This is a genomic window from Agarivorans sp. DSG3-1 (genome assembly GCF_046774965.1).
GTDB lineage: Bacteria > Pseudomonadota > Gammaproteobacteria > Enterobacterales > Celerinatantimonadaceae > Agarivorans.
This window is the reverse complement of record NZ_CP177241.1, coordinates 1,279,802-1,305,914: the sequence shown is the minus strand read 5'-3', so window position 1 is coordinate 1,305,914 and position 26,113 is coordinate 1,279,802. Positions and strand designations below refer to the sequence as shown.

The 26,113-nt window shown below is 46.4% G+C and carries 17 protein-coding genes, 2 tRNA genes and 4 rRNA genes; 12 read left to right on the top strand and 11 right to left on the bottom strand.

Annotation, left to right across the window (positions count from 1 at the left end; all coding sequences use genetic code 11):
• Positions 1 to 37 precede the first annotated feature (37 nt).
• Together ACLD71_RS06115 and ACLD71_RS06110 are read left to right on the top strand one after the other, a co-directional pair.
• Entirely contained in the window at positions 38 to 1,381 is a 1,344-nt protein-coding gene (locus ACLD71_RS06115; RefSeq protein WP_411993611.1) for an aspartate aminotransferase family protein, read from the top strand.
• 24 nt (positions 1,382 to 1,405) lie between these two features.
• On the top strand, positions 1,406 to 2,896 hold the full coding sequence (locus ACLD71_RS06110; protein WP_411993609.1) for a CoA-acylating methylmalonate-semialdehyde dehydrogenase: 1,491 nt from the start codon (positions 1,406 to 1,408) through the stop codon (positions 2,894 to 2,896).
• A gap of 94 nt (positions 2,897 to 2,990) precedes the next feature.
• On the opposite strand, the gene pssA is transcribed toward ACLD71_RS06110, so the two are convergent.
• The 11 genes from pssA to pepQ form a co-directional block, all read right to left on the bottom strand.
• Positions 2,991 to 4,340: a CDP-diacylglycerol--serine O-phosphatidyltransferase gene (gene pssA / locus ACLD71_RS06105; protein ID WP_137672606.1), complete on the bottom strand. Its 1,350-nt coding sequence runs from the start codon at positions 4,338 to 4,340 to the stop codon at positions 2,991 to 2,993.
• 284 nt (positions 4,341 to 4,624) lie between these two features.
• A 5S ribosomal RNA gene (gene rrf / locus ACLD71_RS06100) occupies positions 4,625 to 4,740 on the bottom strand.
• 88 nt (positions 4,741 to 4,828) lie between these two features.
• Positions 4,829 to 4,944, bottom strand: a 5S ribosomal RNA gene (rrf, locus tag ACLD71_RS06095).
• Positions 4,945 to 5,061: 117 nt separating this feature from the next.
• Positions 5,062 to 7,952: ribosomal RNA gene (locus tag ACLD71_RS06090) — 23S ribosomal RNA — on the bottom strand.
• Positions 7,953 to 8,188: 236 nt separating this feature from the next.
• Positions 8,189 to 8,264, bottom strand: a tRNA-Ala gene (locus ACLD71_RS06085).
• A 25-nt stretch (positions 8,265 to 8,289) separates the two neighbouring features.
• Positions 8,290 to 8,366, bottom strand: a tRNA-Ile gene (locus tag ACLD71_RS06080).
• A 76-nt stretch (positions 8,367 to 8,442) separates the two neighbouring features.
• Positions 8,443 to 9,985, bottom strand: a 16S ribosomal RNA gene (locus ACLD71_RS06075).
• Together the 16S, 23S and 5S rRNA genes with 2 tRNA genes alongside form the textbook arrangement of a ribosomal RNA operon.
• A 424-nt stretch (positions 9,986 to 10,409) precedes the next feature.
• A complete protein-coding gene (gene hemG / locus ACLD71_RS06070; RefSeq protein WP_411993607.1) occupies positions 10,410 to 10,943 on the bottom strand; it encodes a menaquinone-dependent protoporphyrinogen IX dehydrogenase in 534 nt (177 codons plus the stop codon).
• A gap of 2 nt (positions 10,944 to 10,945) precedes the next feature.
• A complete protein-coding gene (locus ACLD71_RS06065) occupies positions 10,946 to 12,403 on the bottom strand; it encodes a TrkH family potassium uptake protein (protein WP_137673596.1) in 1,458 nt (485 codons plus the stop codon).
• Positions 12,404 to 12,472: 69 nt separating this feature from the next.
• Positions 12,473 to 13,102 carry a YigZ family protein gene (locus tag ACLD71_RS06060; RefSeq protein ID WP_137673595.1) on the bottom strand — a complete coding sequence of 210 codons (630 nt, stop codon included), beginning with the start codon at positions 13,100 to 13,102 and terminating at the stop codon, positions 12,473 to 12,475.
• Positions 13,093 to 14,418: a Xaa-Pro dipeptidase gene (gene pepQ, locus ACLD71_RS06055; protein WP_411993604.1), complete on the bottom strand. Its 1,326-nt coding sequence runs from the start codon at positions 14,416 to 14,418 to the stop codon at positions 13,093 to 13,095. The genes ACLD71_RS06060 and pepQ overlap by 10 nt, the downstream gene beginning before the upstream one ends.
• 271 nt (positions 14,419 to 14,689) lie before the next feature.
• Here pepQ and fadB point away from each other — a divergent pair, with 271 nt between their 5' ends.
• From fadB to glyQ, 10 genes are all read left to right on the top strand, one after another.
• Positions 14,690 to 16,849: a fatty acid oxidation complex subunit alpha FadB gene (gene fadB / locus ACLD71_RS06050; RefSeq protein WP_411993602.1), complete on the top strand. Its 2,160-nt coding sequence runs from the start codon at positions 14,690 to 14,692 to the stop codon at positions 16,847 to 16,849.
• Between the two features lie 14 nt (positions 16,850 to 16,863).
• Complete coding sequence (gene fadA / locus ACLD71_RS06045; RefSeq protein ID WP_303554314.1) at positions 16,864 to 18,027, top strand: acetyl-CoA C-acyltransferase FadA; 1,164 nt, start codon at positions 16,864 to 16,866, stop codon at positions 18,025 to 18,027.
• 131 nt (positions 18,028 to 18,158) lie between these two features.
• On the top strand, positions 18,159 to 18,875 hold the full coding sequence (locus ACLD71_RS06040) for a response regulator (RefSeq protein ID WP_137673591.1): 717 nt from the start codon (positions 18,159 to 18,161) through the stop codon (positions 18,873 to 18,875).
• Complete coding sequence (locus ACLD71_RS06035; protein WP_137673590.1) at positions 18,865 to 20,304, top strand: ATP-binding protein; 1,440 nt, start codon at positions 18,865 to 18,867, stop codon at positions 20,302 to 20,304. Before ACLD71_RS06040 ends, ACLD71_RS06035 begins: the two co-directional genes overlap by 11 nt.
• 138 nt (positions 20,305 to 20,442) lie before the next feature.
• Positions 20,443 to 21,693 carry an ABC transporter substrate-binding protein gene (locus tag ACLD71_RS06030; protein ID WP_303554310.1) on the top strand — a complete coding sequence of 417 codons (1,251 nt, stop codon included), beginning with the start codon at positions 20,443 to 20,445 and terminating at the stop codon, positions 21,691 to 21,693.
• Positions 21,694 to 21,799: 106 nt separating this feature from the next.
• Entirely contained in the window at positions 21,800 to 22,672 is an 873-nt protein-coding gene (locus ACLD71_RS06025; RefSeq protein WP_201798740.1) for a carbohydrate ABC transporter permease, read from the top strand.
• Positions 22,673 to 22,674: 2 nt separating this feature from the next.
• Entirely contained in the window at positions 22,675 to 23,529 is an 855-nt protein-coding gene (locus tag ACLD71_RS06020) for a carbohydrate ABC transporter permease (protein ID WP_137673587.1), read from the top strand.
• Between the two features lie 6 nt (positions 23,530 to 23,535).
• Entirely contained in the window at positions 23,536 to 24,648 is a 1,113-nt protein-coding gene (locus ACLD71_RS06015) for an ABC transporter ATP-binding protein (RefSeq protein WP_137673586.1), read from the top strand.
• Between the two features lie 174 nt (positions 24,649 to 24,822).
• Positions 24,823 to 25,074, top strand: a complete 252-nt coding sequence (gene tusA, locus ACLD71_RS06010) for a sulfurtransferase TusA (RefSeq protein WP_137673585.1) — start codon at positions 24,823 to 24,825, stop codon at positions 25,072 to 25,074.
• A gap of 131 nt (positions 25,075 to 25,205) precedes the next feature.
• A complete protein-coding gene (gene glyQ / locus ACLD71_RS06005) occupies positions 25,206 to 26,111 on the top strand; it encodes a glycine--tRNA ligase subunit alpha (protein ID WP_303554306.1) in 906 nt (301 codons plus the stop codon).
• Positions 26,112 to 26,113 lie beyond the last annotated feature (2 nt).

Genomic DNA, 26,113 nt, shown 5'->3' with positions numbered 1-26,113 from the left:
AGCTAAACCAACAAATGAAGCTTGCTTGGGGATGCAAATGGCAACACTAGAACAAATGGGCATTACGCAAAATCAGCTCGATAGTCATTGGATGGCCTATTCTGGTAATCGCCAGTTCAAACAAGACCCACGCATCATCAAACAAGCCAAAGGCAATTACTACTATGATGCCGATGGCCGCAAAATTTTTGATGGTCTGTCTGGTTTATGGACCTGTGGCTTGGGGCATGGCCGCCAAGAGATTACCGAGGCAATAACTAAACAAGCCGGCCTACTAGATTATTCGCCAGCGTTCCAGTTTGGTCATCCAGCGTCATTCCAACTGGCTGAAAAAATCACTGAGTTTATGCCAGCAGGGCTAAATAGAGTGTTTTTTACTGGTTCGGGTTCAGAATCAGCAGATACCTCACTCAAAATTGCTCGCGCTTACTGGCGAAAGAAGGGTTTAGCCAGTAAAACCAAATTAATTGGCCGCGGTAAGGGTTACCACGGGGTGAACTTTGGCGGTATTTCAGTAGGTGGTATAGGGCCCAATCGCGCTATTTTTGGCGCGGGGGTCGATGCCGCTCATATGCGCCATACCGTATTGCCAGAAAATGCCTTTACCAAAGGTCAGCCAGAGAAAGGCGCCGAACTGGCTAATGACCTATTGGATCTAATTGCAGTTCACGATGCCTCTAACATTGCCGCCGTCATTGTAGAACCCATGGCTGGCAGCGCTGGAGTTATTCCTCCTCCGCTCGGCTATTTAACGCGTTTGCGTGAGATCTGCGACCAACACCAAATACTGCTTATTTTTGATGAAGTGATATGCGCCTTTGGTCGCTTAGGCTACAAAACCGGTGCCGAAGCGTGCGACGTAACACCCGACATCATCAACATGGCTAAACAGCTGACAAATGGCGTTATTCCCATGGGTGCCGTAGCCTGTAAGCAGGAAATTTACGATACCTTTATGGCAGAAGGTGGCCCGGACTATATGTTGGAATTGCCACATGGATATACCTATTCAGCTCACCCCATTGCGTGTGCAGCAGCCTTGACCACTCTAAATTTATTAGAGAAAGAACATACGATTGAGCGGGCGCGAGAAATGTCTCCATTACTAGAGCGAGCAGCCCATCAGTTAGCTGGCTTAGAGTTAGTCAGTGATATTCGTAATATGGGTTTGGCAGTAGGGTTAAATCTTGAACACGCACCAGGGGAGCCAGCGCTAAACCCTTATTTAGTCGCACAAGCGATGTGGCAGCAAGGTTTCTACGTACGCTATGGTGCAGACACTCTACAAATTGCGCCTCCGTTTACGGTTACCGCAAACGAAATTGACAGCCTATTTAATGCATTAGGCGACACGATTCAGCACTTATCAGGCCACGCCTAAGCTTTTAAGGAAAAGGAACATAACATGTCTATCATTGGTCACTTAATTAACGGCGAGACACAAACCGAACACAACCGTTTACAAGATGTATTCAATCCCTCAACCGGTAAAGTTGCTAACCAAGTGGCATTAGCGCCTAAGGCTACTGTAGAACAAGCCATATCGGCTGCTCAAGCCGCTTTTTCTGCCTGGCGAAATACACCTGTCGCTAAACGTGCTCAAATCATGTTTCGCTATAAAAGCTTGCTGGAAGAAAATTCCGAACAAATTTGTGAATTAGTAGGCCAGCAGCATGGCAAGATAGTACACGATGCCATGGGCGAGTTGACTCGCGGTATCGAAAATGTTGAATATGCTTGTTATGCACCTGAGTTACTGAAAGGCGAACACAGTAAAAACGTGGGAGCAGGCATTGATTCATGGAGTGAATTTCAATCGCTGGGTGTTGTCGCAGGTATTACTCCTTTTAACTTCCCAGTAATGGTGCCGATGTGGATGTTTCCAATGGCGATTATGTGTGGAAATACCTTTGTACTAAAACCATCGGAACGAGATCCGTCAGCCACCTTGTTGATTGCTGAACTATTACATGAGGCAGGTTTGCCCAATGGCGTATTCAACGTAGTAAATGGCGATAAAGAAGCGGTAGACACCCTACTTAGTGATTCTCGAGTCGCTGCGGTAAGCTTTGTTGGATCAACCCCAATTGCCGAATACATTTATGCCACAGCAACCGCCAACGGTAAGCGCTGCCAAGCATTAGGTGGCGCAAAAAACCACGCGATAATTATGCCAGATGCCGATTTGGACAACGCCGTTAACTCACTGCTTGGTGCTGCTTTTGGTTCGTCTGGCGAACGCTGCATGGCATTATCGGTAGCCGTTACAGTAGGCGATGATACAGCCGACAAACTGATTGCGGGTTTAAGTGATGCCATGCAAAGCCTAAAAGTGGGCGCTTATTCGAATAAAGAAAATGATTTTGGACCACTGATTACCGCGGAGCAACGCGACAAAGTTGCTATGTACATTAGCAGCGCAGAGGCAGACGGCGCCAAAGTGGTGGTTGATGGCCGAAACCCTCAGGTGGCGGGCTATCCCGAGGGTTTTTATGTTGGCGGTACCTTAATCGACCACGTAACCAGTAACATGAAAGCCTACCAAGAGGAGATTTTTGGGCCGGTATTATGTGTGGTCCGCGTAGACAGTATGGAACAAGGGATGCAGCTCATTAATCAGCATCAATTTGGCAATGGCACCTGTTTATATACTCGTGATGGCGAAGCCGCACGTTACTTTTCAGACAACATTCAAGTAGGCATGGTAGGGATTAATGTTCCTTTACCTGTACCAGTGTCTTCTCACAGCTTTGGCGGCTGGAAGCGTTCGTTGTTTGGTGATTTACATGCCTATGGACCAGATGCCGTGCGTTTTTATACAAAACGTAAAACCATTACCCAGCGCTGGCCTTCATCTTCGGTGAGGGAAGGCGTTAATTTTTCTTTCCCTAGCTAGCAGAAACTAAAACACTGCGCCTGTGGTTTAAGCTTTAGCTAACTATATGCATTAAAAATGCCCAGCTTCAGCTGGGCATTTTTTAAACTTGATGCTACAAAATTTGTTTTAGTAAACGGTCAGCGCGCACTCGAGAGATACGCTTTAACAAACGCTTCACTGGTAGTGGGTATTGATTGAGTTGTTCGAGATCTGACGGCTTATGCACCAAGCTGGTATGGCACAGAATATTATTAAGTTCTTCATCTCTCTTAGCGTGTAGCAAACCGTTGGGGTCATCTAGCAACAAGCCGTTTTCCAAATCGAGGTTCCAAGCTCTTGGGTTCAAATTATTCCCGGTCAGTAAGGTAAACCGCTCATCAACCCAAATCCCCTTCACATGAAAGCTATTTTTCTCATGCGACCAAACATTAATACTTAGCAAGCCGTTATTGATATAACGCTGCTGACGCTTTACAAACTTGTTTAAATTACATTCATACAAGTAAGGCAAAGCATGAATGACTTTAAAGCTTTGCTCAGGATCGCTATAAAAATCACTGGCCGTTTTATCGCCAACAATGAGCTTAACCTTTACCCCACGCTTAAGCGCTTTAGTTATTTCTCTAGACAAAGAGCTAGGGGGATTAAAATAAGGGGTACATATTGTGAGTTGGTGTTGTGCACTCACCACCAACTGGCGAATGGTTTTGTTTAACAGGTTTTGGCGACGCCCCAAACCAAGTAAAGGAGTCACTCCTACTTGGCTCTCGCTGAGGTCCTGCGGATAATAGTTGTATTGTTCGCGTTGCAAAGTGACTCGCAAGCGCCGTATTGCAGGTTTAAGCATTCGGGTGCTTAACGGTGTCGCTGTAGACAGACTAGAAACTGCGTCACAATCTATGAGAAATTGATCGACATAATTTACCATTGCGTTAGCTAAACGTTGATTACCTAACAACTGGTAACGATCGGAACGATAGCGCTGCTGTTGCTCAAGATAAATATCGTTGATGCTGGCGCCGCTATAAATCACAGTGTCGTCAACAATACTGCCTTTGAGATGAAGAACCCCAAATAACTCTCTATGGCTAACAGGTACGCCAAGCAGTCTCACAGAGCCTGGAAACCTTGCTTCATACTCGCGATACATCGCTGCATTGCCTTGAGCATCTTGTTGCCCAATTAAACCGCGCTGTGCTCTATGCCAATCAACTAATACCACTATTTCCAAGTCAGGGCGTTGGCGTTTGGCTGCATAGAGAGCATCCATAACAGAACGGCCAGCTTCATCGTCTTCTAGATAAAGCGCCACAATATAGATTCGTGAATCAGCTTGAGCAATTAGCTCTAGTAGTTTTAATCGATATGCTTTAGCGCTCAATAACACCTCATACCGCTCAGGATCTTGAGCTATTTTAGGCAGAGACAGTAAAGAGGCATTACGAGAAAAGCGTGGGGTCATTATTATAAATTCTTGGTTGGTCGCTCTATGCTAAGTTCATTGTAACAAAGGATTTGCAAGGTCACTAAGAAAGCCATCAACAAAGCGTAAAAGTGTCGTCAGTAACGCACTCCTAGGCGCTTAGCATCCAAACTTTCGCATAACGCACCAGTTTATTTGTTGGTTAGTAGTGGTTAGGACAAGTTGTCAATTTAGCAATTACACCCCGCTTCTAAATCATTTCACTTTCATTCAGGCAATAAAAAACCCCAAAGTCTGACGACTTTGGGGTTAGTTAATTGAGAGCCTAGCGGTGACCTACTTTCACATGGGGAAACCCCACACTATCATCGGCGCAGTTGCGTTTCACTTCTGAGTTCGGCATGGGTTCAGGTGGGTCCACAACGCTATTGCCACTAGGCAAAAACGGGTTCATCTAAACAAAGGCACAGGCCTAAATCACTGCTTAGATAAAAAAGCCCGCTCATTGAGCGGGCTTAGTATTTGGAGCCTGGCAGTGACCTACTTTCACATGGGGAAACCCCACACTATCATCGGCGCAGTTGCGTTTCACTTCTGAGTTCGGCATGGGTTCAGGTGGGTCCACAACGCTATTGCCACCAGGCAAAAACTTGTTGTCTTTAACATTCGAAAAAGCTGAAACATCCCACGAGTCTAACAAGCACTCTTGGTTTCTAAATAAGATAATCTTCATCAAACATACACACCACTTAGGTGTTGTATGGTTAAGCCTCACGGGTAATTAGTACAAGTTAGCTCAATGCCTCACAGCACTTACACACCTTGCCTATCAACGTTGTAGTCTCCAACGGCCCTTCAGGGGACTTAAAGTCCCAGTGAGAATTAATCTCAAGGCCTGCTTCCCGCTTAGATGCTTTCAGCGGTTATCAGTTCCGAACGTAGCTACTGGGCAATGCTATTGGCATAACAACCCAAACACCAGCGGTTCGTCCACTCCGGTCCTCTCGTACTAGGAGCAGCTCCCTTCAATTCTCAAACGCCCACGGCAGATAGGGACCGAACTGTCTCACGACGTTCTAAACCCAGCTCGCGTACCACTTTAAATGGCGAACAGCCATACCCTTGGGACCGACTTCAGCCCCAGGATGTGATGAGCCGACATCGAGGTGCCAAACACCGCCGTCGATATGAACTCTTGGGCGGTATCAGCCTGTTATCCCCGGAGTACCTTTTATCCGTTGAGCGATGGCCCTTCCATACAGAACCACCGGATCACTATGACCTACTTTCGTACCTGCTCGACGTGTCTGTCTCGCAGTTAAGCTGGCTTATGCCATTGCACTAACCGTACGATGTCCGACCGTACTTAGCCAACCTTCGTGCTCCTCCGTTACTCTTTGGGAGGAGACCGCCCCAGTCAAACTACCCACCAGACACTGTCCGCAATCCCGATAAGGGACCAACGTTAGAACATCAACACTACAAGGGTGGTATTTCAAGGTCGGCTCCACATCATCTAGCGACAACGCTTCAAAGCCTCCCACCTATCCTACACATGTAGGGTCAATGTTCAGTGTCAAGCTGTAGTAAAGGTTCACGGGGTCTTTCCGTCTAGCCGCGGGTACACCGCATCTTCACGGCAATTTCAATTTCACTGAGTCTCGGGTGGAGACAGCTTGGCCATCATTACGCCATTCGTGCAGGTCGGAACTTACCCGACAAGGAATTTCGCTACCTTAGGACCGTTATAGTTACGGCCGCCGTTTACCGGGGCTTCGATCAATAGCTTCGTCCAAAGACTAACCACATCAATTAACCTTCCGGCACCGGGCAGGCGTCACACCGTATACGTCATCTTTCGATTTAGCACAGTGCTGTGTTTTTAATAAACAGTTGCAGCCAACTGGTATCTGCGACTCTCAGCAGCTTAGGGAGTAAATCCCATCACCATCAAGAGCGTACCTTCTCCCGAAGTTACGGTACCATTTTGCCTAGTTCCTTCACCCGAGTTCTCTCAAGCGCCTTGGTATTCTCTACCCAACCACCTGTGTCGGTTTGGGGTACGGTTTCGTATAATCTGAAGCTTAGAGACTTTTCCTGGAAGCAGGGCATCAACCACTTCATGTCCGTAGACACTCGTCATCAATTCTCAGCCTTAGACACCCGGATTTTCCTAAGTGTCCAGCCTACAACCTTAAACATGGATAACCATCACCATGCTGGCCTAGCCTTCTCCGTCCTCCCATCGCAATTATACGAAGTACAGGAATATTAACCTGTTTCCCATCGACTACACTTTTCAGTCTCGCCTTAGGGGCCGACTCACCCTGCTCTGATTAACATTGAACAGGAAACCTTGGTCTTTCGGCGAGGGGGCTTTTCACCCCCTTTATCGTTACTCATGTCAACATTCGCACTTCTGATACCTCCAGCAAGCCTTACGACTCACCTTCAACGGCTTACAGAACGCTCCTCTACCATGCTTGAACAAGTCAAGCATCCGTAGCTTCGGTGCATAGCTTAGCCCCGTTACATCTTCCGCGCAGGCCGACTCGACCAGTGAGCTATTACGCTTTCTTTAAATGATGGCTGCTTCTAAGCCAACATCCTGGCTGTCTAAGCCTTCCCACATCGTTTCCCACTTAGCTATGACTTTGGGACCTTAGCTGACGGTCTGGGTTGTTTCCCTTTCCACGACGGACGTTAGCACCCGCCGTGTGTCTCCCGGATAGTACTTAGTGGTATTCGGAGTTTGCAAAGGGTTGGTAAGTCGGGATGACCCCCTAGCCTTAACAGTGCTCTACCCCCACTAGTATTCGTCCGAGGCGCTACCTAAATAGCTTTCGAGGAGAACCAGCTATCTCCCGGTTTGATTGGCCTTTCACCCCCAGCCACAAGTCATCCGCTAATTTTTCAACATTAGTCGGTTCGGTCCTCCAATTGGTGTTACCCAATCTTCAACCTGCCCATGGCTAGATCACCGGGTTTCGGGTCTAATCCCAGCAACTATGCGCGCAGTTAACACTCGGTTTCCCTACGGCTCCGCTATTCGCTTAACCTTGCTACTGAAATTAAGTCGTTGACCCATTATACAAAAGGTACGCAGTCACCCCACGAAGGGGCTCCCACTGCTTGTACGTATACGGTTTCAGGTTCTATTTCACTCCCCTCACAGGGGTTCTTTTCGCCTTTCCCTCACGGTACTGGTTCACTATCGGTCAGTCAGGAGTATTTAGCCTTGGAGGATGGTCCCCCCATATTCAGACAACATATCACGTGTGCCGTCCTACTCGATTTCACTTAAAGTAGATTTTCATGTACGGGGCTATCACCCTGTATCGCTGTCCTTTCCAGAACATTCCACTAATCACATAAAAGCTTAAGGGCTAATCCGGGTTCGCTCGCCGCTACTACCAGAATCTCGGTTGATTTCTTTTCCTCCGGGTACTTAGATGTTTCAGTTCCCCGGGTTCGCCTCGCAACGCTATGTATTCACGTTGCGATACTGCATAAAATGCAGTGGGTTTCCCCATTCGGAAATCCATGTCTATAACGTCTTTTATCGACTTAACATGGCTTATCGCAGATTAACACGTCCTTCATCGCCTCTGACTGCCAAGGCATCCACCGTATACGCTTAGTCACTTAACCATACAACACCTAAATGTTGTCGCTTAACTAACTTGAATGGTCAGGCTGTATAAATCCTGCCATTCGAGTACGATCACCTTATTTTTTTGAATACCAAAAACACTTGTTATTTAACTCGTATTTTTGAGATATTTTTTATCAGCTTTTCCAAATTGTTAAAGAGCATTGGTTCATCAAAAAAACCAAAGCTAAATGGCCAAGTATCGGCGACTTATCTTTGGTTTTTAGGTAAGAAATGGTGGAGCTATGCGGGATCGAACCGCAGACCTCCTGCGTGCAAGGCAGGCGCTCTCCCAGCTGAGCTATAGCCCCATTTTCTTACTAACCGTTGGACCCTTGGTAGGTCTGGGCAGACTTGAACTGCCGACCTCACCCTTATCAGGGGTGCGCTCTAACCAGCTGAGCTACAGACCTAAACAGGTTCCAACGTTCTCTATACTTTCTATCAAGCAATCTGTGTGAACACGTCACAGGGACATCAGCATCATAATAAGGAGGTGATCCAGCCCCAGGTTCCCCTAGGGCTACCTTGTTACGACTTCACCCCAGTCATGAACCACAAAGTGGTGAGCGTCCTCCCGAAGGTTAAACTACCCACTTCTTTTGCAGCCCACTCCCATGGTGTGACGGGCGGTGTGTACAAGGCCCGGGAACGTATTCACCGTAGCATTCTGATCTACGATTACTAGCGATTCCGACTTCACGGAGTCGAGTTGCAGACTCCGATCCGGACTACGACATGCTTTTTGGGGTCCGCTTACTCTCGCGAGTTCGCATCCCTCTGTACATGCCATTGTAGCACGTGTGTAGCCCTGCCCGTAAGGGCCATGATGACTTGACGTCGTCCCCACCTTCCTCCGGTTTATCACCGGCAGTCTCCCTAGAGTTCCCACCATTACGTGCTGGCAAATAAGGATAGGGGTTGCGCTCGTTGCGGGACTTAACCCAACATCTCACGACACGAGCTGACGACAGCCATGCAGCACCTGTATCTAAGTTCCCGAAGGCACCAAACTATCTCTAGTAAGTTCTTAGTATGTCAAGGGCAGGTAAGGTTCTTCGCGTTGCATCGAATTAAACCACATGCTCCACCGCTTGTGCGGGCCCCCGTCAATTCATTTGAGTTTTAACCTTGCGGCCGTACTCCCCAGGCGGTCTACTTAATGCGTTAGCTGCGTTACCCACGAGTTAAACTCACAGACAACTAGTAGACATCGTTTACGGCGTGGACTACCAGGGTATCTAATCCTGTTTGCTCCCCACGCTTTCGTACATGAGCGTCAGTTTTTGTCCAGGTGGCCGCCTTCGCCACTGGTATTCCTTCAGATCTCTACGCATTTCACCGCTACACCTGAAATTCTACCACCCTCTACAAAACTCTAGCTTTCCAGTTCCAAATGCCATTCCCAGGTTGAGCCCGGGGATTTCACATCTGGCTTAAAAAGCCGCCTGCGTACGCTTTACGCCCAGTAATTCCGATTAACGCTCGGACCCTCCGTATTACCGCGGCTGCTGGCACGGAGTTAGCCGGTCCTTCTTCTGTCGCTAACGTCAAAGATAGCAAGTATTAATTACTACCCCTTCCTCACGACTGAAAGTGCTTTACAACCCGAAGGCCTTCTTCACACACGCGGCATGGCTGCATCAGGCTTTCGCCCATTGTGCAATATTCCCCACTGCTGCCTCCCGTAGGAGTCTGGGCCGTGTCTCAGTCCCAGTGTGGCTGATCATCCTCTCAAACCAGCTAGGGATCGTCGCCTTGGTAAGCCATTACCTTACCAACTAGCTAATCCCACTTGGGCTAATCTCTACGCGAAAGGTGCCGAAGCATCCCCTCCTTTGGTCCGAAGACATTATGCGGTATTAGCAGTCGTTTCCAACTGTTGTCCCCCACGTAAAGGCATATTCCCAAGCATTACTCACCCGTCCGCCGCTCGTCATCTTCTAGCAAGCTAGAAATGTTACCGCTCGACTTGCATGTGTTAAGCCTGCCGCCAGCGTTCAATCTGAGCCATGATCAAACTCTTCAATCAAAGTTTTTTCGCTCAAAGTAAAAACTGAAAATTATTACTGTTAAAACAGTGCAAGCATCCAGTTCACTTAAGCTAATTTTTTCGCTTAATGCCCTGTGAGTGCTCACACAGATTGCTTGATAAATTGTTAAAGAGCGTTGCTTCGTTGCCGAAGCGAGGTGCGCATTCTACGCTTTCCTCTGTGGCTGTCAACCGCTTTTTAATATTAATTAAGAAGAAGTTTTTGCGCCGTTAATAAAGCCTCAGGCCTTACCAACCCTGACATCGTTTCTACATCGCTTTGCAGCGCCGCTTGCCGTGTCAGTGGAGTCGCATTATAGGGATCCGCGCTGGCGGCGCAAGCGTTTTTTGAAGAAAATTGAAGTTTTTTGTTTAAGTGTTCAAAGCTTGTGCAAGAACACTTAAAAAACGCTCGGATTGTTGTTTATTCATGCAGATTTGCGAACTCTGTAGCGAATTCATCAACTTTGTTCCAATCGGTTAATTCGATATCTTGGCTTTTATCTGTGCTTCCGCCGGTCATCTTCATAATCAGTTGAATTAATAATGCTTGCCACCATGTGTATCGAGAATACAGCAAGGCGCCGGCAAACACTGCTTGAAGTTTAGGGGTCCAGGCTGCGGTTTGATTTAGCTTCTTCATATATACACTGGTTTCAGGGGTACTCTTCTCTGGCTTGCGTGCAGTTAAACATACCCCAAAAAATGCTACGGGCAGTTTGGCGAGCTGTTGTTGGTACTCAGAAAGCAATGCAAACAATTGCGGCCTAAATTTTCCGTAACGAATAGACGCACCAATAAGTACTTTATCGTAGCCTTCTAATTGAAGGGTTTGCTTACCCTCTTCTATATTGAAGTAATCTGCGCTCTCGATAGTGTCAGCTTGTTTAGCAACAATGTGTTTAGCTATCTTTAAGGTTTGCCCTTCACAGCTTGAATACAGTACCAGTAGTTTCATGATTAACTTTTCCAAAAGGCAGGTGTAAACAACACCAATAAGGTAAATACTTCTAAACGTCCAAATAGCATTGCAGTAAGCAACACCCATTTACTTGCGTCGGTAATGTCTGAGTAATGCACCGCCACTTGGCCCAGCCCTGGCCCCAAGTTATTTAAACAAGCGACCACGGCTGAAAATGCCGACAGTTCGTCCATCCCCGCCGCAATAAGCCCTAACATACAAATAACAAACACTAAGGTATAAGCAGAGAAAAAGCCCCAAACTGCTTCGAGCACGCGGTCTGGCAATGCTTTGTTGGCCAGCTTAATTTGAAATACCGCTCGCGGATGGACTAAGCGTTTTAACTCGCGCATCCCCTGCAGGCTTAACAAGAATACTCGAATAACCTTTAAGCCCCCTCCGGTTGACCCTGCACAGCCGCCAATAAAACTGGAAAATACCAGTAGTACAGGCAAGAACAGCGGCCACTCTGAGAAACTGGTTGTTGTAAAACCAGCAGTAGTAGAAATGGAGACAGACTGAATAAAGGCTTGGTCTAAGGCCACAGTAGGCGAACTATAAACTTGCTGAGCAAGCAAAATAGCCACACAAATCAGGGTTAGACTCATTTGTATAAAGAAGAAAGCACGACACTCGGGATCAAGAAAATAGTACTTAAAGGTAATGGCTCGGCCATTAATGGCAGCAAAGTGTAAGGAGAAGTTAATCCCAGAGATAATAAGAAATACTGCACAAATGGTATTGATTAATGAGCTATCGAAATGGCCAAGGCTGGCGTCGTAAGTGGAGAAGCCACCAATAGCGATGGTAGAGAAGGCATGGCATATCGCATCGAACAAAGACATTCCCGCTAGCCAAAACGCCACCGAACAACTAATGGTGAGAAACAGATAGATGTACCACAGCACTTTAGCGGTTTCGGCAATTCGCGGGGTCATCTTCTTATCTTTTACTGGCCCAGGGATCTCGGCGCGATACAGCTGCATACCGCCAACACCTAGAATGGGCAGTACCGCAACCGCAAGAACAATGATTCCCATCCCCCCTAACCACTGCAGCATTTGCCGATAAAACAATATGCCTTTGGGCAGTTCTTCTATGCCTACAATAACCGTTGCACCGGTCGTCGTAAGCCCAGAGAAGGATTCAAAGAAGGAGTCGGTAATCGACATATTGGGGTTTTCGGTAAGAATAAACGGCAACGCTCCTACACTGCCTAGTACTGTCCAGAACAGCACCACAATTAAAAAACCCTCTTTGGCTTTTAATTCAGTTTTTTGATGACGTTGGGGGAACCACAACAGAAAACCGGCACTAACACACAGTGCAAATGCCGCCATAAAGGCTTTACCCGCACCATCTTTATAAACAGCCGCCACCAAGGCTGGAACAATCATAGCGAGACTAAATAGCATTACTAGAAGCCCAACGATCCTAATAATCGCTCTGATTTGCATCCGTGTCGTTTCTCTGTCTAAATAAAGTTTATGCTGTATATCTTGAAGTAAAGCGCCACACAAGACAACTTAAGACAACAGCTTACTCACGCTAATTTGCCCACTTGAGACATTAATGAGTTGCTGTCTAAAGGACTCATATTCGCTTAAGGGGAGGCTTACCTGCATTTGCGCAGAATCTGAAAACTGAGTATCCAGTTTGCTGGCTTGAAAGCGGCTAAGCAGCATTTCAACTTGGGTAGTAAAGGCATAGTCAAAGGTTAACCAACACTGACCGCTAGCCACAACCGTTTCGGTATTGACTAGTTTTAACGCCTGTTGAACGCCGCCACCATAAGCTTTAACCAAACCACCAGTACCCAACTTTATTCCGCCAGAATAGCGTACTACCACTGCCAGTATTTGTCCTAAGCCACTCCCCTGTAATTGAGCCAGCATAGGCTTACCAGCAGTGCCCGAGGGTTCGCCATCATCACTAAAGCCTAAACATTGGCTGTCGTTTGGATGACCTGCCACAAAAGCCCAACAGTGATGACGAGCTTGAGGGTGTACTTGTTTTATTTCTGCCAGCTGCTGTTGAGCCATTTGCCGATTAGCCACCGGAATAAGGTAGCTAATAAAACGACTACGTTTAATAGTTTCTTCAGTGCTAACTTGCTCAATAGGTCGTAAATAGTCGCTAGTGTGTGCTATTTCCAATTCTGCTCTCGGGTTAAGTTGTTGCAAGCTTGCGCGGTAACCACCACATTGTCCTCAATGCGAATGCCGCCAAAGCGACGCATTTCATCAACCCGTGACCAATTAATCAAGCGGGTATGCTCAGATTCAGCCAGTTCACTCAACAAACTTTCAATAAAGTACAAACCAGGTTCAATAGTTAATACATGACGCGGCTCGATGATGCGAGTACAGCGCAAAAATGGATCGTGGCTAGGAGCAGCTTGAACCTCACCATCTTCATTTAGCATAAAACCACCTACATCGTGCACCTGCAAACCCAAGTGATGTCCTAAACCATGCGGGAAAAAGCATCGAGTAATGCCTTTCTCAACCGCCGCTGCTGCGCTGCAATAAACAAACTCAAAGTCCACCAGCAACTTTGCTAGCTGACGATGGGCTTTTAGGTGTAAGTCGGTATAAGGGTGACCAGGTTTTAAATCAGCAATTAGGGCTAACTGCAATTTGTCCATCTCGGCCACCAGTTCAGCAAACAAGCCTTTTCGATAAGCGTAAGTACGGGTGATGTCTGCCGCGTAGCCACGATATTCTGCACCCGCATCAATCAATAACGAGTAGTGTTGTTGTTCTGCCAGTTTCTTTGCACTTAGGGCTGTGTAGTGAAGAGTGGCTGCGTTTTCATTTAGGGCAATAATGTTAGAGTGCGGTAGTGAGTGCTCACTTTTCCCTAAGCTAGACAAATACGCCAAGTTAATTTCAAACTCAGAAGCACCAGCAAAGAACAAGTCCTTGGCGACTAAATGTGCTTTTACCGCTCTGCGGTTCGCTTCGCCAATGCACTCTATTTCGTAATCGGTTTTATAGGCACGGTAGTAATGCAAATAGCTCAGTGTTGATTCGGGATTACGCTCACCAATAGCTAAGGCTTCTGCTAACTCCGGATGCTCGCCAATATAGGCGCAACGATTTCTATTACTGGGCAGGAACGGTTCTATGTCTTGCGGGTTTGCCATCAACTTAATATTAAAGCTGTCTACCCAAAAGCCTTCAGGATCCCCCGCGGCTTTATGCCAATAGTCACTCGGTTGGTGATAAATAAGCGTGGGTTTAGTGTGACCATCAACCACTAGCCAACAATGTGGATGAGCGGTTAGTGGCAACCAATGTTTGAAATGCGGATTTGTTTTGAAAGGGTAATGCTGGTCATCAAGAAAGGTTCTAAGCGGATAACCCGAGTGAATAATCAGCGCCTCTAGATTCTCTCGCTCTAATACATCAGCCACCCGATGCTGTAGTTGCTCGATATGCTGAGTAAACAGTTGATGAATAGTTGGCATAGCACCCTCTCTACGACTATTAATTAGCTATTTAGTTATAGCGCATTTAATAAACAGATTGTTGGATCTAGAGCAGTTAATTGATGATTTCTTGCCGGAAACAAGTTGCAGTGACCCATTCGTTTTGTGCGGCTTCCGACAAAAAATTAAACAAGTGTTTTAAATGATCGTTATATTTGTTTTAATGTTTGAGTAACAAACTGATTACAAAATTAATCTCTAACCCCTACACAAAACTGGTGCAATGTACGCCAGCTACAAGGAGAGCAGAATGATATATCAAGGCGAGAACCTCAGTGTTCGCTATATTGCCGACGGTATCGCTGAACTAACATTCGATGCCAAGCAAGGAAGTGTAAATAAGCTAGACAAAAGCACTTTAGTCTCACTGGATGAGGCCATTACTGCATTGCAGCAGCAATCAGCTTTACAAGGTTTGTTAGTAAGTTCAGCCAAAGATGCCTTCATTGTTGGTGCTGACATCACCGAGTTTTTGGGCCTATTCGCCCTACCAGAGCAAGAGTTAGCCGCATGGCTAACCAAAGCGAATGACATCTTCAATGCCCTAGAAGATTTAGCCGTTCCAACTATTTCTGCGATTAATGGTTACGCCCTAGGTGGCGGTTGCGAATTTATACTGTCTACCGACTTACGTGTAGGCGAGCCGGGTGCGCGTATAGGCCTACCAGAAACCCAATTAGGTATTATGCCTGGTTTTGGCGGCACAGTGCGGTTACCACGAGTCATTGGCGCCGACAATGCGATGGAGTGGATTACCACCGGTAAAAACTATAAGGCCGCAGCTGCTCAAAAATTTGGCATGTTAGACGCCGTAGTCCCAGCAGAGAAATTGCGTGATGCCGCCTTAACTATGTTGCAAGACGCCATTAGCGAAAAAATCGACTGGCAGAGTCGTCGCCAAGCTAAGTTATCGCCACTAGCTTTAAACCAAATAGAAGCCACTATGAGCTTTAACTGTGCCAAAGGCATGGTGATAGCTAAAGCAGGCCCTCACTACCCCGCGCCGATCACCGCGGTTAAAACCATGGAAAAAGCCGCCCGTTGTGGCCGCACCGAGGCACTTGCCTTAGAAAGCAAATACTTCATCGGTTTGGCTCAATCTGAGGTAGCCCAAGCCTTAGTCGGTATCTTCTTAAACGACCAACAACTTAAAGGCCTTGCTAAAAAAGCCTCGAAGAATGCCCAAAACATTAATCAAGCGGCTGTATTAGGCGCAGGTATAATGGGTGGCGGCATTGCTTATCAAAGCGCTAGCCGCGGCGTACCGGCAGTAATGAAAGACATTAACCAAGCGGCATTAGAGCTTGGCATGAATGAAGCCAGCAAGTTACTGAATAAGCAACTTGAGCGTGGCCGCATTGATGGCTTGAAGATGGGTAAAATTCTATCGGCCATTAACCCAAGCCTTAATTACGAAGCCATTGCTAACTGCGATATCGTAGTAGAAGCAGTAGTAGAGAATCCAAAAATTAAAGCGGCTGTACTACAAGAAGTAGAACAAAAAGTATCTGAAGACACCATTGTGGCGTCTAATACTTCTACTATCCCTATCTCGCTACTGGCGAAAAACTTAAGCCGCCCAGAAAAATTCTGTGGTATGCACTTCTTCAACCCAGTGCATCGTATGCCGTTGGTTGAAGTGATTCGCGGTGAGAAGACCTCACAGGAAACCATAGACAGCGTAGTCGCCTACGCCGCTAAAATGGGTAAAACCCCGGTAGTGGTTAACGACTGCCCGGGCTTCTTTGTTAACCGCGTATTGTTCCCTTACTTCTTTGGCTTTACTCGCTTACTCCAAGACGGTGCTGACTTTGTAAAAGTAGACAAAATCATGGAGAAGCAATTCGGTTGGCCAATGGGCCCAGCTTACTTACTTGATGTCGTCGGCATTGATACCGGCCACCACGCCGGCGCGGTAATGGCAAATGGCTTCCCAGAGCGCATGAGCAAAGACGGCGAAGATGCCATTGATGTGATGTACCAAGCTGAACGTTTTGGCCAGAAAAATGGCTTGGGCTTTTATGCCTACACCAAAGATCGTCGAGGCAAACCCAAGAAAGATGCCGATCCAGCCAGCTACGACTTACTCAAGCAAATTTGCAACGAACGTTACGAATACAGCAGCGAGCAGATTATTGCTCGAATGATGATTCCAATGATTAACGAAGTAGTACGTTGTTTAGAAGAAGGCATTATTCAAAGCCCTGCCGAAGCCGATATGGCGCTAGTGTACGGCTTAGGATTCCCTCCTTTCCGTGGCGGCGTGTTCCGCTACTTAGACACCATGGGTCTTGACAAGTACGTAGCCTTAGCAGATCAATACGCCGATTTAGGTCCACTTTATCAAGTGACTGACGGTTTGCGCGCTAAAGCAGCGGCAGGTGAAACTTACTATGGCAAACAAGGCTAATGGAGGAACATAAAATGAAAGAAGTAGTGATTGTTGATTGTATTCGAACTCCTATGGGCCGCTCAAAAAATGGCTGTTTTAGAAATGTTCGCGCCGAAGATTTGTCTGCCCAGCTGATGAAAGGCTTGGTAGAGCGTAATCCTAAGCTAGACCCAAATGACATTGAAGATGTGTACTGGGGTTGTGTACAACAAACCCTAGAACAAGGTTTCAACGTAGCGCGTAATGCGGCGCTGTTGGCGGGTTTACCTCATTCAACGGGTGCTGTTACCGTAAACCGTTTATGTGGTTCGTCAATGCAAGCTTTGCATGACGCCGCTCGCGCAATTATGGCCGACCAAGGTGATGTATTTATTGTTGGTGGTGTTGAGCACATGGGTCACGTACCAATGAACCATGGCGTAGACTTTCACCCGGGTATGGCTAAATCGGTAGCCAAAGCTGCCGGTATGATGGGTTTAACCGCCGAATTGCTTTCACAAATGCACGGCATTAGCCGAGAAGCCATGGATGAGTTTGGTGCGCGTTCACACCGCTTAGCACATCAGGCAACCCTAGAAGGTCGATTCACCAACGAAATCTTCCCTATTGAAGGTCACGATGCAGACGGCACTTTAAAGTTAATTGAAACTGACGAAGTAATTCGCCCTGAAACCACAGCTGAAGGTTTGTCGCAATTACGCCCAGTATTTGACCCCGCCAACGGTAAAGTGACCGCTGGTACGTCTTCGGCTTTATCAGATGGTGCTTCAGCCATGTTGGTGATGTCGGCAGACAAAGCCGCCGAGCTGGGTTTAACCGTTCGCGCCAAAGTACGCTCAATGGCAATTGCTGGTTGCGATCCTTCTATCATGGGTTATGGCCCTGTACCTGCTACACAAAAAGCGCTTAAACGTGCTGGTTTAAAGGTAGAAGACATTGACCTATTTGAACTTAATGAAGCCTTTGCCGCGCAATCATTACCTTGCGTGAAAGATTTAGGGTTATTGGACCAAGTGGAAGACAAGGTTAACTTAAACGGTGGCGCTATCGCGTTAGGCCACCCACTAGGTTGTTCGGGCACCCGAATCTCCACCACCCTTATCAATCTAATGGAAGCCAAAGACGCCAAGCTAGGTGTGGCCACCATGTGTATTGGTTTAGGCCAAGGTATTGCCACGGTATTTGAACGACCATAAGCAAACTTAAACTCAAAAATGGGAGCATTGAGCTCCCATTTTTTTTACTCACGCTCCGCAGGCATTTTTCCTAAGCCGGTTGTTTGTTATCCTTAACGCCACTTACTTCGCAAAAAATAGTACAGAGGCCCATGGTTTTAGCTAAACAGTTATTGGTTGTTGATGATGACTTAGAAATTCGTAGCTTACTTGAACAGTATTTAAGTAAGTCAGGTTTTGATGTGATTAGCGCCAATGACGGTGAAGAAATGGCCAAATTGCTTGAAACCAATGACCCAGAACTGATCATTCTCGACATCATGCTACCGGGAGATGATGGTTTCACTCTGTGTCAAAAAATTCGCCGCACTTCAAACGTGCCAATCATCATGCTAACCGCTAACTCTGACGAAATGGATCGCATTGTGGGTTTAGAGCTGGGTGCCGACGATTATATTGGCAAACCATTTAATCCGCGTGAACTACTGGCTCGAATCAAAGCCTTGTTACGACGCTCGCAAGTTACCGCCAATGCCCAGCAAAACACCCGCTACATTCGCTTTGGTCAATGGCGTTTAGACAGTCAAACACAACAGCTTGAGCATGAAGATGGCGACAAGCTTGAGTTATCGAGCAGTGATTACCGCTTGTTACAGCTGTTTTTGCAACACCCTAACGAAACCCTAGACAGAGACACCATTAGCGATGCGACTCGCGGTCGCGAAAGCCTGCCTATGGAGCGCGGTATAGATGTACAAATTAGTCGTTTGCGCCAGCGCCTCAAAGATGACGGCAGCCAAACTCGCCTAATTCGCACCATACGTGGCGTAGGTTATATGATGGTGACGCAAGTCAGCCATGAAGTTTAAGGCCTTTATTGAACGAATAAAGCCTAACTCGCTATTAGCGAGGATGCTGCTGTTACTGTTACTGGCCATTGGCTTAGCGCAAGGTGCCAGCAGCTTTATTTGGTTTTATCAGCTGCGGCAATCAGAATCTGATGGCTTGCGCTCTACCTCGCAAAACTTGGCCTTGAGCCTAGCCTCTACGGTTACCTTTTTTGAATCGTTACCTTCTGAGTATCGGCACATCGTGTTGAATCAGCTTCGTAAAATGGGCGGTACTCGTTTCTTTGTCTCCTTGAACAAAGATTACATTAACATTGAATCTATTCCCGACAGCCACCGCAAAAACATTGTGATTCAAACGGTTGGCGAAGTATTACATCGTGAGCTAAGTCGCAGCCCAATGATTGATGTTGATTTTTCCATGCCCGACAAGCTGCATGTTCTTAAAAATGACATTTTGCTTAAAGATTTACCCTCTTCTTGGGCCTCACATACACTGCAAATTGAACCGCTAAATCCGCCAATCTTGGTTACTCAAATCGAACTAGAGAGTGGCGAATGGATTTACTTGGCCGCACTTTTACCCGCTCCCTATATGACGCTGCAGGACAATTTACTGCCGCAAGATCGAGTGATGTTTATCGCTCTAATGACGTTCTTCTTGCTGCTGTTTACTTTTGTATTAGTGCGTAGACAAACTCGACCACTGCGGCGTTTAGCTAAAGCGGCTTCTAGGCTGACTATCGACTTATTCCAGCCGCCACTAACAGAAGAAGGCAGCGACGAAATCCGTAAGGCCACCCGTGCCTTTAATACCATGCAGGGTAAATTGAAACGGTATATAGAAGATCGGGAATTGCTGTTCCGCTCTATCTCACACGATTTAAAGACCCCGATTACTCGTTTGCGCTTACGCGCAGAGTTATTAGACGACGATACCGTCATTGATGCCTTTAACCGTGATTTAGATGAACTGGAAATCATGGCCAAAGGCGCACTACAAACGGTAAAAGATACCGATATTCACGAAAACTTAAGTGATATAAACATAATGACCCACCTCAAACACTGCATAGAACCCTTCTCGGGTAAGGTGATTGTGTTTGGTGAGGCTCTTGAACCTTACCGCGGTAAGCCCTTGGCGATTAAGCGCTGTATTAGCAACCTGGTTGAAAATGGCATTAAGTACGGCAACGACATTGAGATTTACTTACTCGATGACGATGTAGAACTGTGTTTACTGTTTGTAGACCACGGCCCTGGTATTCCAGAGGAACGGATTAAAGAGGTATTTAACCCTTATGTTCGTATCAGCAAAGATGATTCAGGCTCGGGTTTGGGCTTAGGTATTGCCCGCAATATTGCCCACGCTCATGGTGGTGATATTACTCTGCAAAACCTGCCTCAAGGAGGTTTAGAAGTAAAACTCCAACTGCCTCACATAAAATAACCAATTTGTAACAACTTAGTTACAAAAGGTTACTTTGTTATCAAGCTGTTTCATCTAGTCTATTAATTAGCCAATCGCCTGCTGTAAAGATTGGTGAATAAGGAATGGAATTCACAAAAAAATAACAAAGGCATCAATATGCGTAAATTTGCAACTCTAGCCTCTACCCTGGCACTTACTAGCGCGATTAACCTGGCATACGCAGGTGAAGTAGAAGTTTTACACTGGTGGACTTCAGGTGGTGAAGCCAAATCGGTAGGCGTACTCAAAGAAATGCTAGAAGCTCAAGGTCATTCGTGGAAAGACTTTGCAGTAGCAGGCGGCGGCGGTGAAAGTGCTATGACGGTATTAAAAACCCGCGCTATTTCAGGTAACCCCCCAGCGGCAGCGCAAATTAAAGGTCATGATATTCAAGAATGGGCTGATCTTGGCTTCCTAAGCAACTTGAACGACGTGGCTAAAGCAGAAAAATGGGATGAGGTTGTTCCAGCAGTTGTCACGAATGTAATGAAGTTTAATGGTGATTATGTAGCAGTACCGGTAAACGTTCACCGAGTAAACTGGTTATGGGCAAACCCAGCCGTATTTGAAAAAGCCGGCGCTAAGATCCCTACCACCATGGATGAATTTTTTGTCTCAGCTGAGAAGCTAAAAGCTGCAGGCATTATTCCGCTAGCTCACGGTGGCCAAGCTTGGCAAGACGCCACAGTATTTGAAGCAATAGCCTTAGATATACTGGGCTCAGAAGACTACAACAAAGCGTTTGTAATGCATGATGATGCGGTACTTAGTGGCGACAAAATGGTGGAAGTTTTCACCGTATTCAAAAAAATGCGTAACTACATCGACAGTGACTCTCCTGGTCGCGATTGGAACATTGCCACCAGCATGGTGATAAATGGCCAAGCAGGCATGCAAATTATGGGTGACTGGGCGAAAGGCGAATTTATTGCTGCAGGCAAAGTACCCGGTAAAGATTTTGTTTGTTTACCAGCACCAGGTACCGATGGACAGTTCACCTTTAACATCGATAGCTTTGCCATGTTTGAGCTAAGTAATGCCGATAATGTGACTGCCCAAAAGAGTTTGGCGAAAACTATTTTAACCCCTGAATTCCAAGAGGTCTTCAACTTAAACAAAGGCTCGATTCCAGTACGTACCGATATGGATATGAGCAAATTTGATAGCTGTGCCTTGGATTCAATGGCTACCTTCAAGGCCAGTAATGCCTCGGGTGACTTGGTGCCAAGTATGGCCCACGGCCTAGCCACCACGGGTTATGTACAAGGCGCTATTTATGACGTAGTAACGAATTTCTTTAACGACCCTGATGGTGACCCAAAAGAAACCGTGACTAAATTAGCGCGTGTTGTTAAAGCCGCTAAGTAAACCTACCCACTTATCTAAATAAGTATCATGCTCCGGCCAGCCGGTCGGAGCTTGCACCTGCTATTACCTTGTTAGTTTGAACATGGCGTTCGAACGAGGCTGTACTATGTTTAATACCTTGCAAAAATGGTTGCCCAAAATCATCTTGTCACCTTCGATTTTTTTGGTGACGGTATGTATTTATGGCTACGTAGCTTGGACTGGCTACCTGTCTCTAACCCACTCACGTTTTTTACCTAATTTTAAGTGGGCTGGCTTATTGCAATACAACAAACTGATGGAGAATGATCGCTGGGTTACCTCCTGCATCAACCTGCTGATTTTTGGCGTACTGTTCATTATCATTTCAATAATTTTAGGCACCTTACTGGCTATTTTGTTAGACCAAAACATTCGCCAAGAAGGAGCTATTCGAACTATCTATCTCTACCCTATGGCCTTGTCGTTCATTGTCACGGGCACGGCTTGGAAGTGGATCCTAAACCCAGGGCTGGGCTTAGAGAAAATGATGCATGATTGGGGCTGGACCAGCTTTGAATTTAATTGGCTGGTGAGCAATGACATGTCGGTGTATACCCTAGTTATTGCTGCCGTGTGGCAATCTTCTGGCTTTGTTATGGCGATGTTTTTGGCGGGCCTACGCGGCATTGACTCAAGTATTGTTAAAGCAGCTCAGATCGACGGCGCCAGCATGCCCACTATTTACTGGAAAATCATCCTGCCTTGTTTACGTCCGGTCTTTTTTAGTGCGGTAATTATTACCTCGCACATCGCGATTAAGAGTTTTGATTTAGTGACCGCACTCACCTCCGGAGGGCCAGGTTACTCGTCAGACTTACCAGCACTGTTTATGTATACCCACGCCTTTACTCGCGGGCAAATGGGCTTAGGGGCCGCCAGTGCGATGATGATGCTAGCCGGTGTACTCGCCATTTTAGTGCCGTATTTGTACTCAGAACTGCGTAACCGGGAGCAATAATCATGACTAAATTTTCACCGGGTCGCATCTTCATCTATTCAATATTAGTTCTATTTTGCGCTATCTATTTGATGCCGCTATTAGTAATGCTGCTTACCTCGTTTAAATCTTTGCCGGATATTCGCGGTGGCAACTTACTATCTCTACCTGAAGTATGGGTATTTGACGCGTGGTTTAAAGCCTGGGGTACAGCCTGTACTGGGGTCACCTGTGAGGGAGTAAAAGGTTATTTCTGGAACTCTTTTAAAATGGCAGTTCCTGCGGTTTTCATTTCAACCTTAATTGGGGCACTAAACGGCTACGTTATTGCGCATTGGCGCTTTAAAGGCTCAAACCTATTCTTTGCCTTAATGCTATTTGGCTGTTTTATTCCTTTTCAGGTAATTTTGCTGCCCATGGCCGCCACCTTAGGTAAGTTTGGCTTGGCTAATACCACCACTGGCTTAGTGTTTGTGCATGTTGTCTACGGTTTGGTATTTACTACTCTATTCTTCCGTAATTTTTATGTGTCGGTTCCCGGGGAGTTAGTAAAAGCCGCTAAATTAGATGGCGCAGGCTTCTTCACTATTTTCTTCAAAATTATGCTGCCTATTTCTAAGCCCATCATCATGGTGTGCATCATTTGGCAGTTCACACAAATTTGGAACGACTTCTTGTTTGGAGTGGTGTATTCGGGCTCCGATTCACAACCCATTACGGTCGCGTTAAACAACCTAGTAAATACCAGCACCGGAGTGAAGGAATACAACGTGGATATGGCCGCTGCCATTATTGCTGCGCTACCCACTCTGTTTGTCTACGTAGTAGCTGGAAAGTATTTTGTGCGCGGGTTAACCGCTGGCTCAGTAAAAGGATAAGAAACAATGGCGACCTTAGATATAAAACAACTCTACAAACGCTATGGTAAAAGTGCCCCTAATACCCTGGAAGATATTAATATCTCGATTAATGCTGGCGAGTTTTTAATTTTAGTTGGTCCCTCTGGCTGTGGTAAATCTACACTCATGAATATGATTGCCGGCCTAGAAGAAATAACTAGCGGCGACATTTGCATTGACGGAAAAGTGGTTAACGATGTTGACCCCAAAGATCGCGACATCGCCATGGTGTTTCAATCATATGCGCTTTATCCGAACATGACGGTACGTGGGAATATTGAGTTTGCCCTAAAAATTCAAAAAATGGATAAGGATGCCCGCGAGACTGAAATAACTCGAGTCGCGCAGTTACTGCAAATTGAGCACCTGTTAGACCGCAAGCCTTCACAGCTCTCTGGTGGTCAGCAACAGAGAGTATCAATGGGACGCGCCCTAGCCCGCCAACCCAAAATCTATTTGTTTGACGAACCCTTAAGTAACTTAGATGCCAAACTGCGCGTAGAGATGCGCCACGAGATTAAAAAGCTACACCAACGTTTAGGCACCACCATTGTATATGTGACCCACGACCAAATTGAAGCAATGACCCTAGCCGATAGAATTGCCGTGATGAAAGACGGTCAGCTCTTGCAACTAGGTAGCCCCTCGGAGATTTATAACGATCCTGCTGATATGTTTGTCGCTGGTTTTATGGGGTCACCCGCAATGAACTTTTTGCACTGCAGTGTTGAGCAAAGCGAACATGGCTTGATGGGCTCATTGGTATGTGACCAACAACAGCAACATCAAATTCCGCTGCCAGAGCACCTAGGAAAATATGCGGGTAAATCATTAGTGGTGGGCATAAGGCCAGAACAAATAACCCATGTGAATCCTTACAAAAAAGACAAACCCTTAGTCACCACCCTTAACTTGAAGCTCGGTGTATTAGAACCTACCGGCCCCGACACCATTGCCTTGGTAACCTTGAATGGCAAAGAAATTAGTTGCCGACTCGACCCCGATAAACCAGCAACAATGGGAGAAAACCTAAATTTAATGTTTGATCTGTCTAGCGCAGTGTATTTCGACCCGAATAACGAACAGCGCATTCGCTAAGTATTTGTTGCACCACTCCCTTTAGTTATCCCTGCAATAAAGAGGTTTCGGCCTCTTTTCTTTTATCTGAACATCACTCTCTACAAGTTAAGCTGTCAATCGTCAATGCTGACAGCTGCCACTTTTCAACCAGCTGTTATACAATGACAAAGTAGCAAAAAGAGACCACGTTTGATGAGCAATAACACAGAATTTAGCCAAGCCGATCACCAACTAAATGCTTTGGGCCTGCGCTGTCCAGAACCGGTGATGATGGTGCGCAAAGCCATTCGTAACATAAATATCGGCGAAACCTTGCTGGTGCAAGCCGACGATCCGTCCACCACTCGTGACATGGTAAGCTTTTGTGAGTTTATGGATCACACCTTAGTGGCCAAAAAAACTGACCAAACTCCCTTTCAATATTTGATCAAGAAAGGTAGTTAGCCGAGTTTGTTTCAAAAAAGTCTAATTTATCAGCGATTCCCGATACAACAGCACTAGGGTCTGCCTGCGTGCTAGGGTATACTCCGTCAGTTATAAAACCGATTATTTTTCATACGCGCGACACTAAAATCATGCATAAATACGATATTAAAACCTTTCAAGGCCTTATTTTGGCCCTGCAAGACTACTGGGCTCGTCAGGGCTGTGTTCTTGTTCAACCTTTAGACATGGAAGTAGGTGCAGGCACCTTTCATCCGCAAACATTTTTGCGCTCTATCGGTCCAGAACCGATGTCGAGTGCTTATGTACAACCATGTCGTCGTCCAACCGATGGCCGTTATGGTGAAAACCCTAACCGCTTGCAGCATTACTACCAATTTCAAGTAGTGATGAAGCCTTCTCCAGATAACATTCAAGAGTTATACCTAGGTTCATTAGTCGAACTAGGCATTAATCCTGAAGTTCACGATATCCGCTTCGTAGAAGATAACTGGGAATCGCCAACTTTAGGTGCTTGGGGCCTTGGCTGGGAAATTTGGTTGAATGGTATGGAAATTACTCAGTTCACTTATTTCCAACAAGTGGGTGGCTTAGAGTGCTCACCAGTAACGGGTGAAATCACCTACGGTTTAGAGCGCTTAGCGATGTACATTCAAGGCGTAGACAGTATCTACGACCTAGTGTGGACCGACGGGCCAATGGGTAAAGTGACCTATGGCGATGTGTTCCACCAGAACGAGGTCGAGCAATCAACCTACAATTTTGAACACGCCGACACTACAGCACTATTTGCACAATTCGATCAGTGCGAAAAAGACAGCCAAAAATTAGTTGAAGCAGGTTTACCTTTGCCCGCTTACGAACAAGTAATGAAAGCCTCACACGCCTTCAACCTACTTGATGCTCGTCATGCTATCTCGGTCACCGAACGCCAACGCTACATTTTGCGCGTTAGAGCGTTATCAAAAGCCGTAGCGGAAACCTATTACAGTGCACGAGAAGCGCTTGGTTTCCCTTTATGCAAAGACAAGAAGTAACG

Bases quoted from the DNA above. Each gene is read 5' to 3' on its own strand.
- ACLD71_RS06115 (WP_411993611.1), top strand. From the start codon at position 38: ATGGCAACACTAGAACAAATGGGCATTACGCAAAATCAGCTCGATAGT.
- ACLD71_RS06110 (WP_411993609.1), top strand. From the start codon at position 1,406: ATGTCTATCATTGGTCACTTAATTAACGGCGAGACACAAACCGAACAC.
- pssA (WP_137672606.1), bottom strand. From the start codon at position 4,340: ATGACCCCACGCTTTTCTCGTAATGCCTCTTTACTGTCTCTGCCTAAA.
- hemG (WP_411993607.1), bottom strand. From the start codon at position 10,943: ATGAAACTACTGGTACTGTATTCAAGCTGTGAAGGGCAAACCTTAAAG.
- ACLD71_RS06065 (WP_137673596.1), bottom strand. From the start codon at position 12,403: ATGCAAATCAGAGCGATTATTAGGATCGTTGGGCTTCTAGTAATGCTA.
- pepQ (WP_411993604.1), bottom strand. From the start codon at position 14,418: ATGCCAACTATTCATCAACTGTTTACTCAGCATATCGAGCAACTACAG.
- fadB (WP_411993602.1), top strand. From the start codon at position 14,690: ATGATATATCAAGGCGAGAACCTCAGTGTTCGCTATATTGCCGACGGT.
- fadA (WP_303554314.1), top strand. From the start codon at position 16,864: ATGAAAGAAGTAGTGATTGTTGATTGTATTCGAACTCCTATGGGCCGC.
- ACLD71_RS06040 (WP_137673591.1), top strand. From the start codon at position 18,159: ATGGTTTTAGCTAAACAGTTATTGGTTGTTGATGATGACTTAGAAATT.
- ACLD71_RS06035 (WP_137673590.1), top strand. From the start codon at position 18,865: ATGAAGTTTAAGGCCTTTATTGAACGAATAAAGCCTAACTCGCTATTA.
- ACLD71_RS06030 (WP_303554310.1), top strand. From the start codon at position 20,443: ATGCGTAAATTTGCAACTCTAGCCTCTACCCTGGCACTTACTAGCGCG.
- ACLD71_RS06025 (WP_201798740.1), top strand. From the start codon at position 21,800: ATGTTTAATACCTTGCAAAAATGGTTGCCCAAAATCATCTTGTCACCT.
- ACLD71_RS06020 (WP_137673587.1), top strand. From the start codon at position 22,675: ATGACTAAATTTTCACCGGGTCGCATCTTCATCTATTCAATATTAGTT.
- ACLD71_RS06015 (WP_137673586.1), top strand. From the start codon at position 23,536: ATGGCGACCTTAGATATAAAACAACTCTACAAACGCTATGGTAAAAGT.
- tusA (WP_137673585.1), top strand. From the start codon at position 24,823: ATGAGCAATAACACAGAATTTAGCCAAGCCGATCACCAACTAAATGCT.
- glyQ (WP_303554306.1), top strand. From the start codon at position 25,206: ATGCATAAATACGATATTAAAACCTTTCAAGGCCTTATTTTGGCCCTG.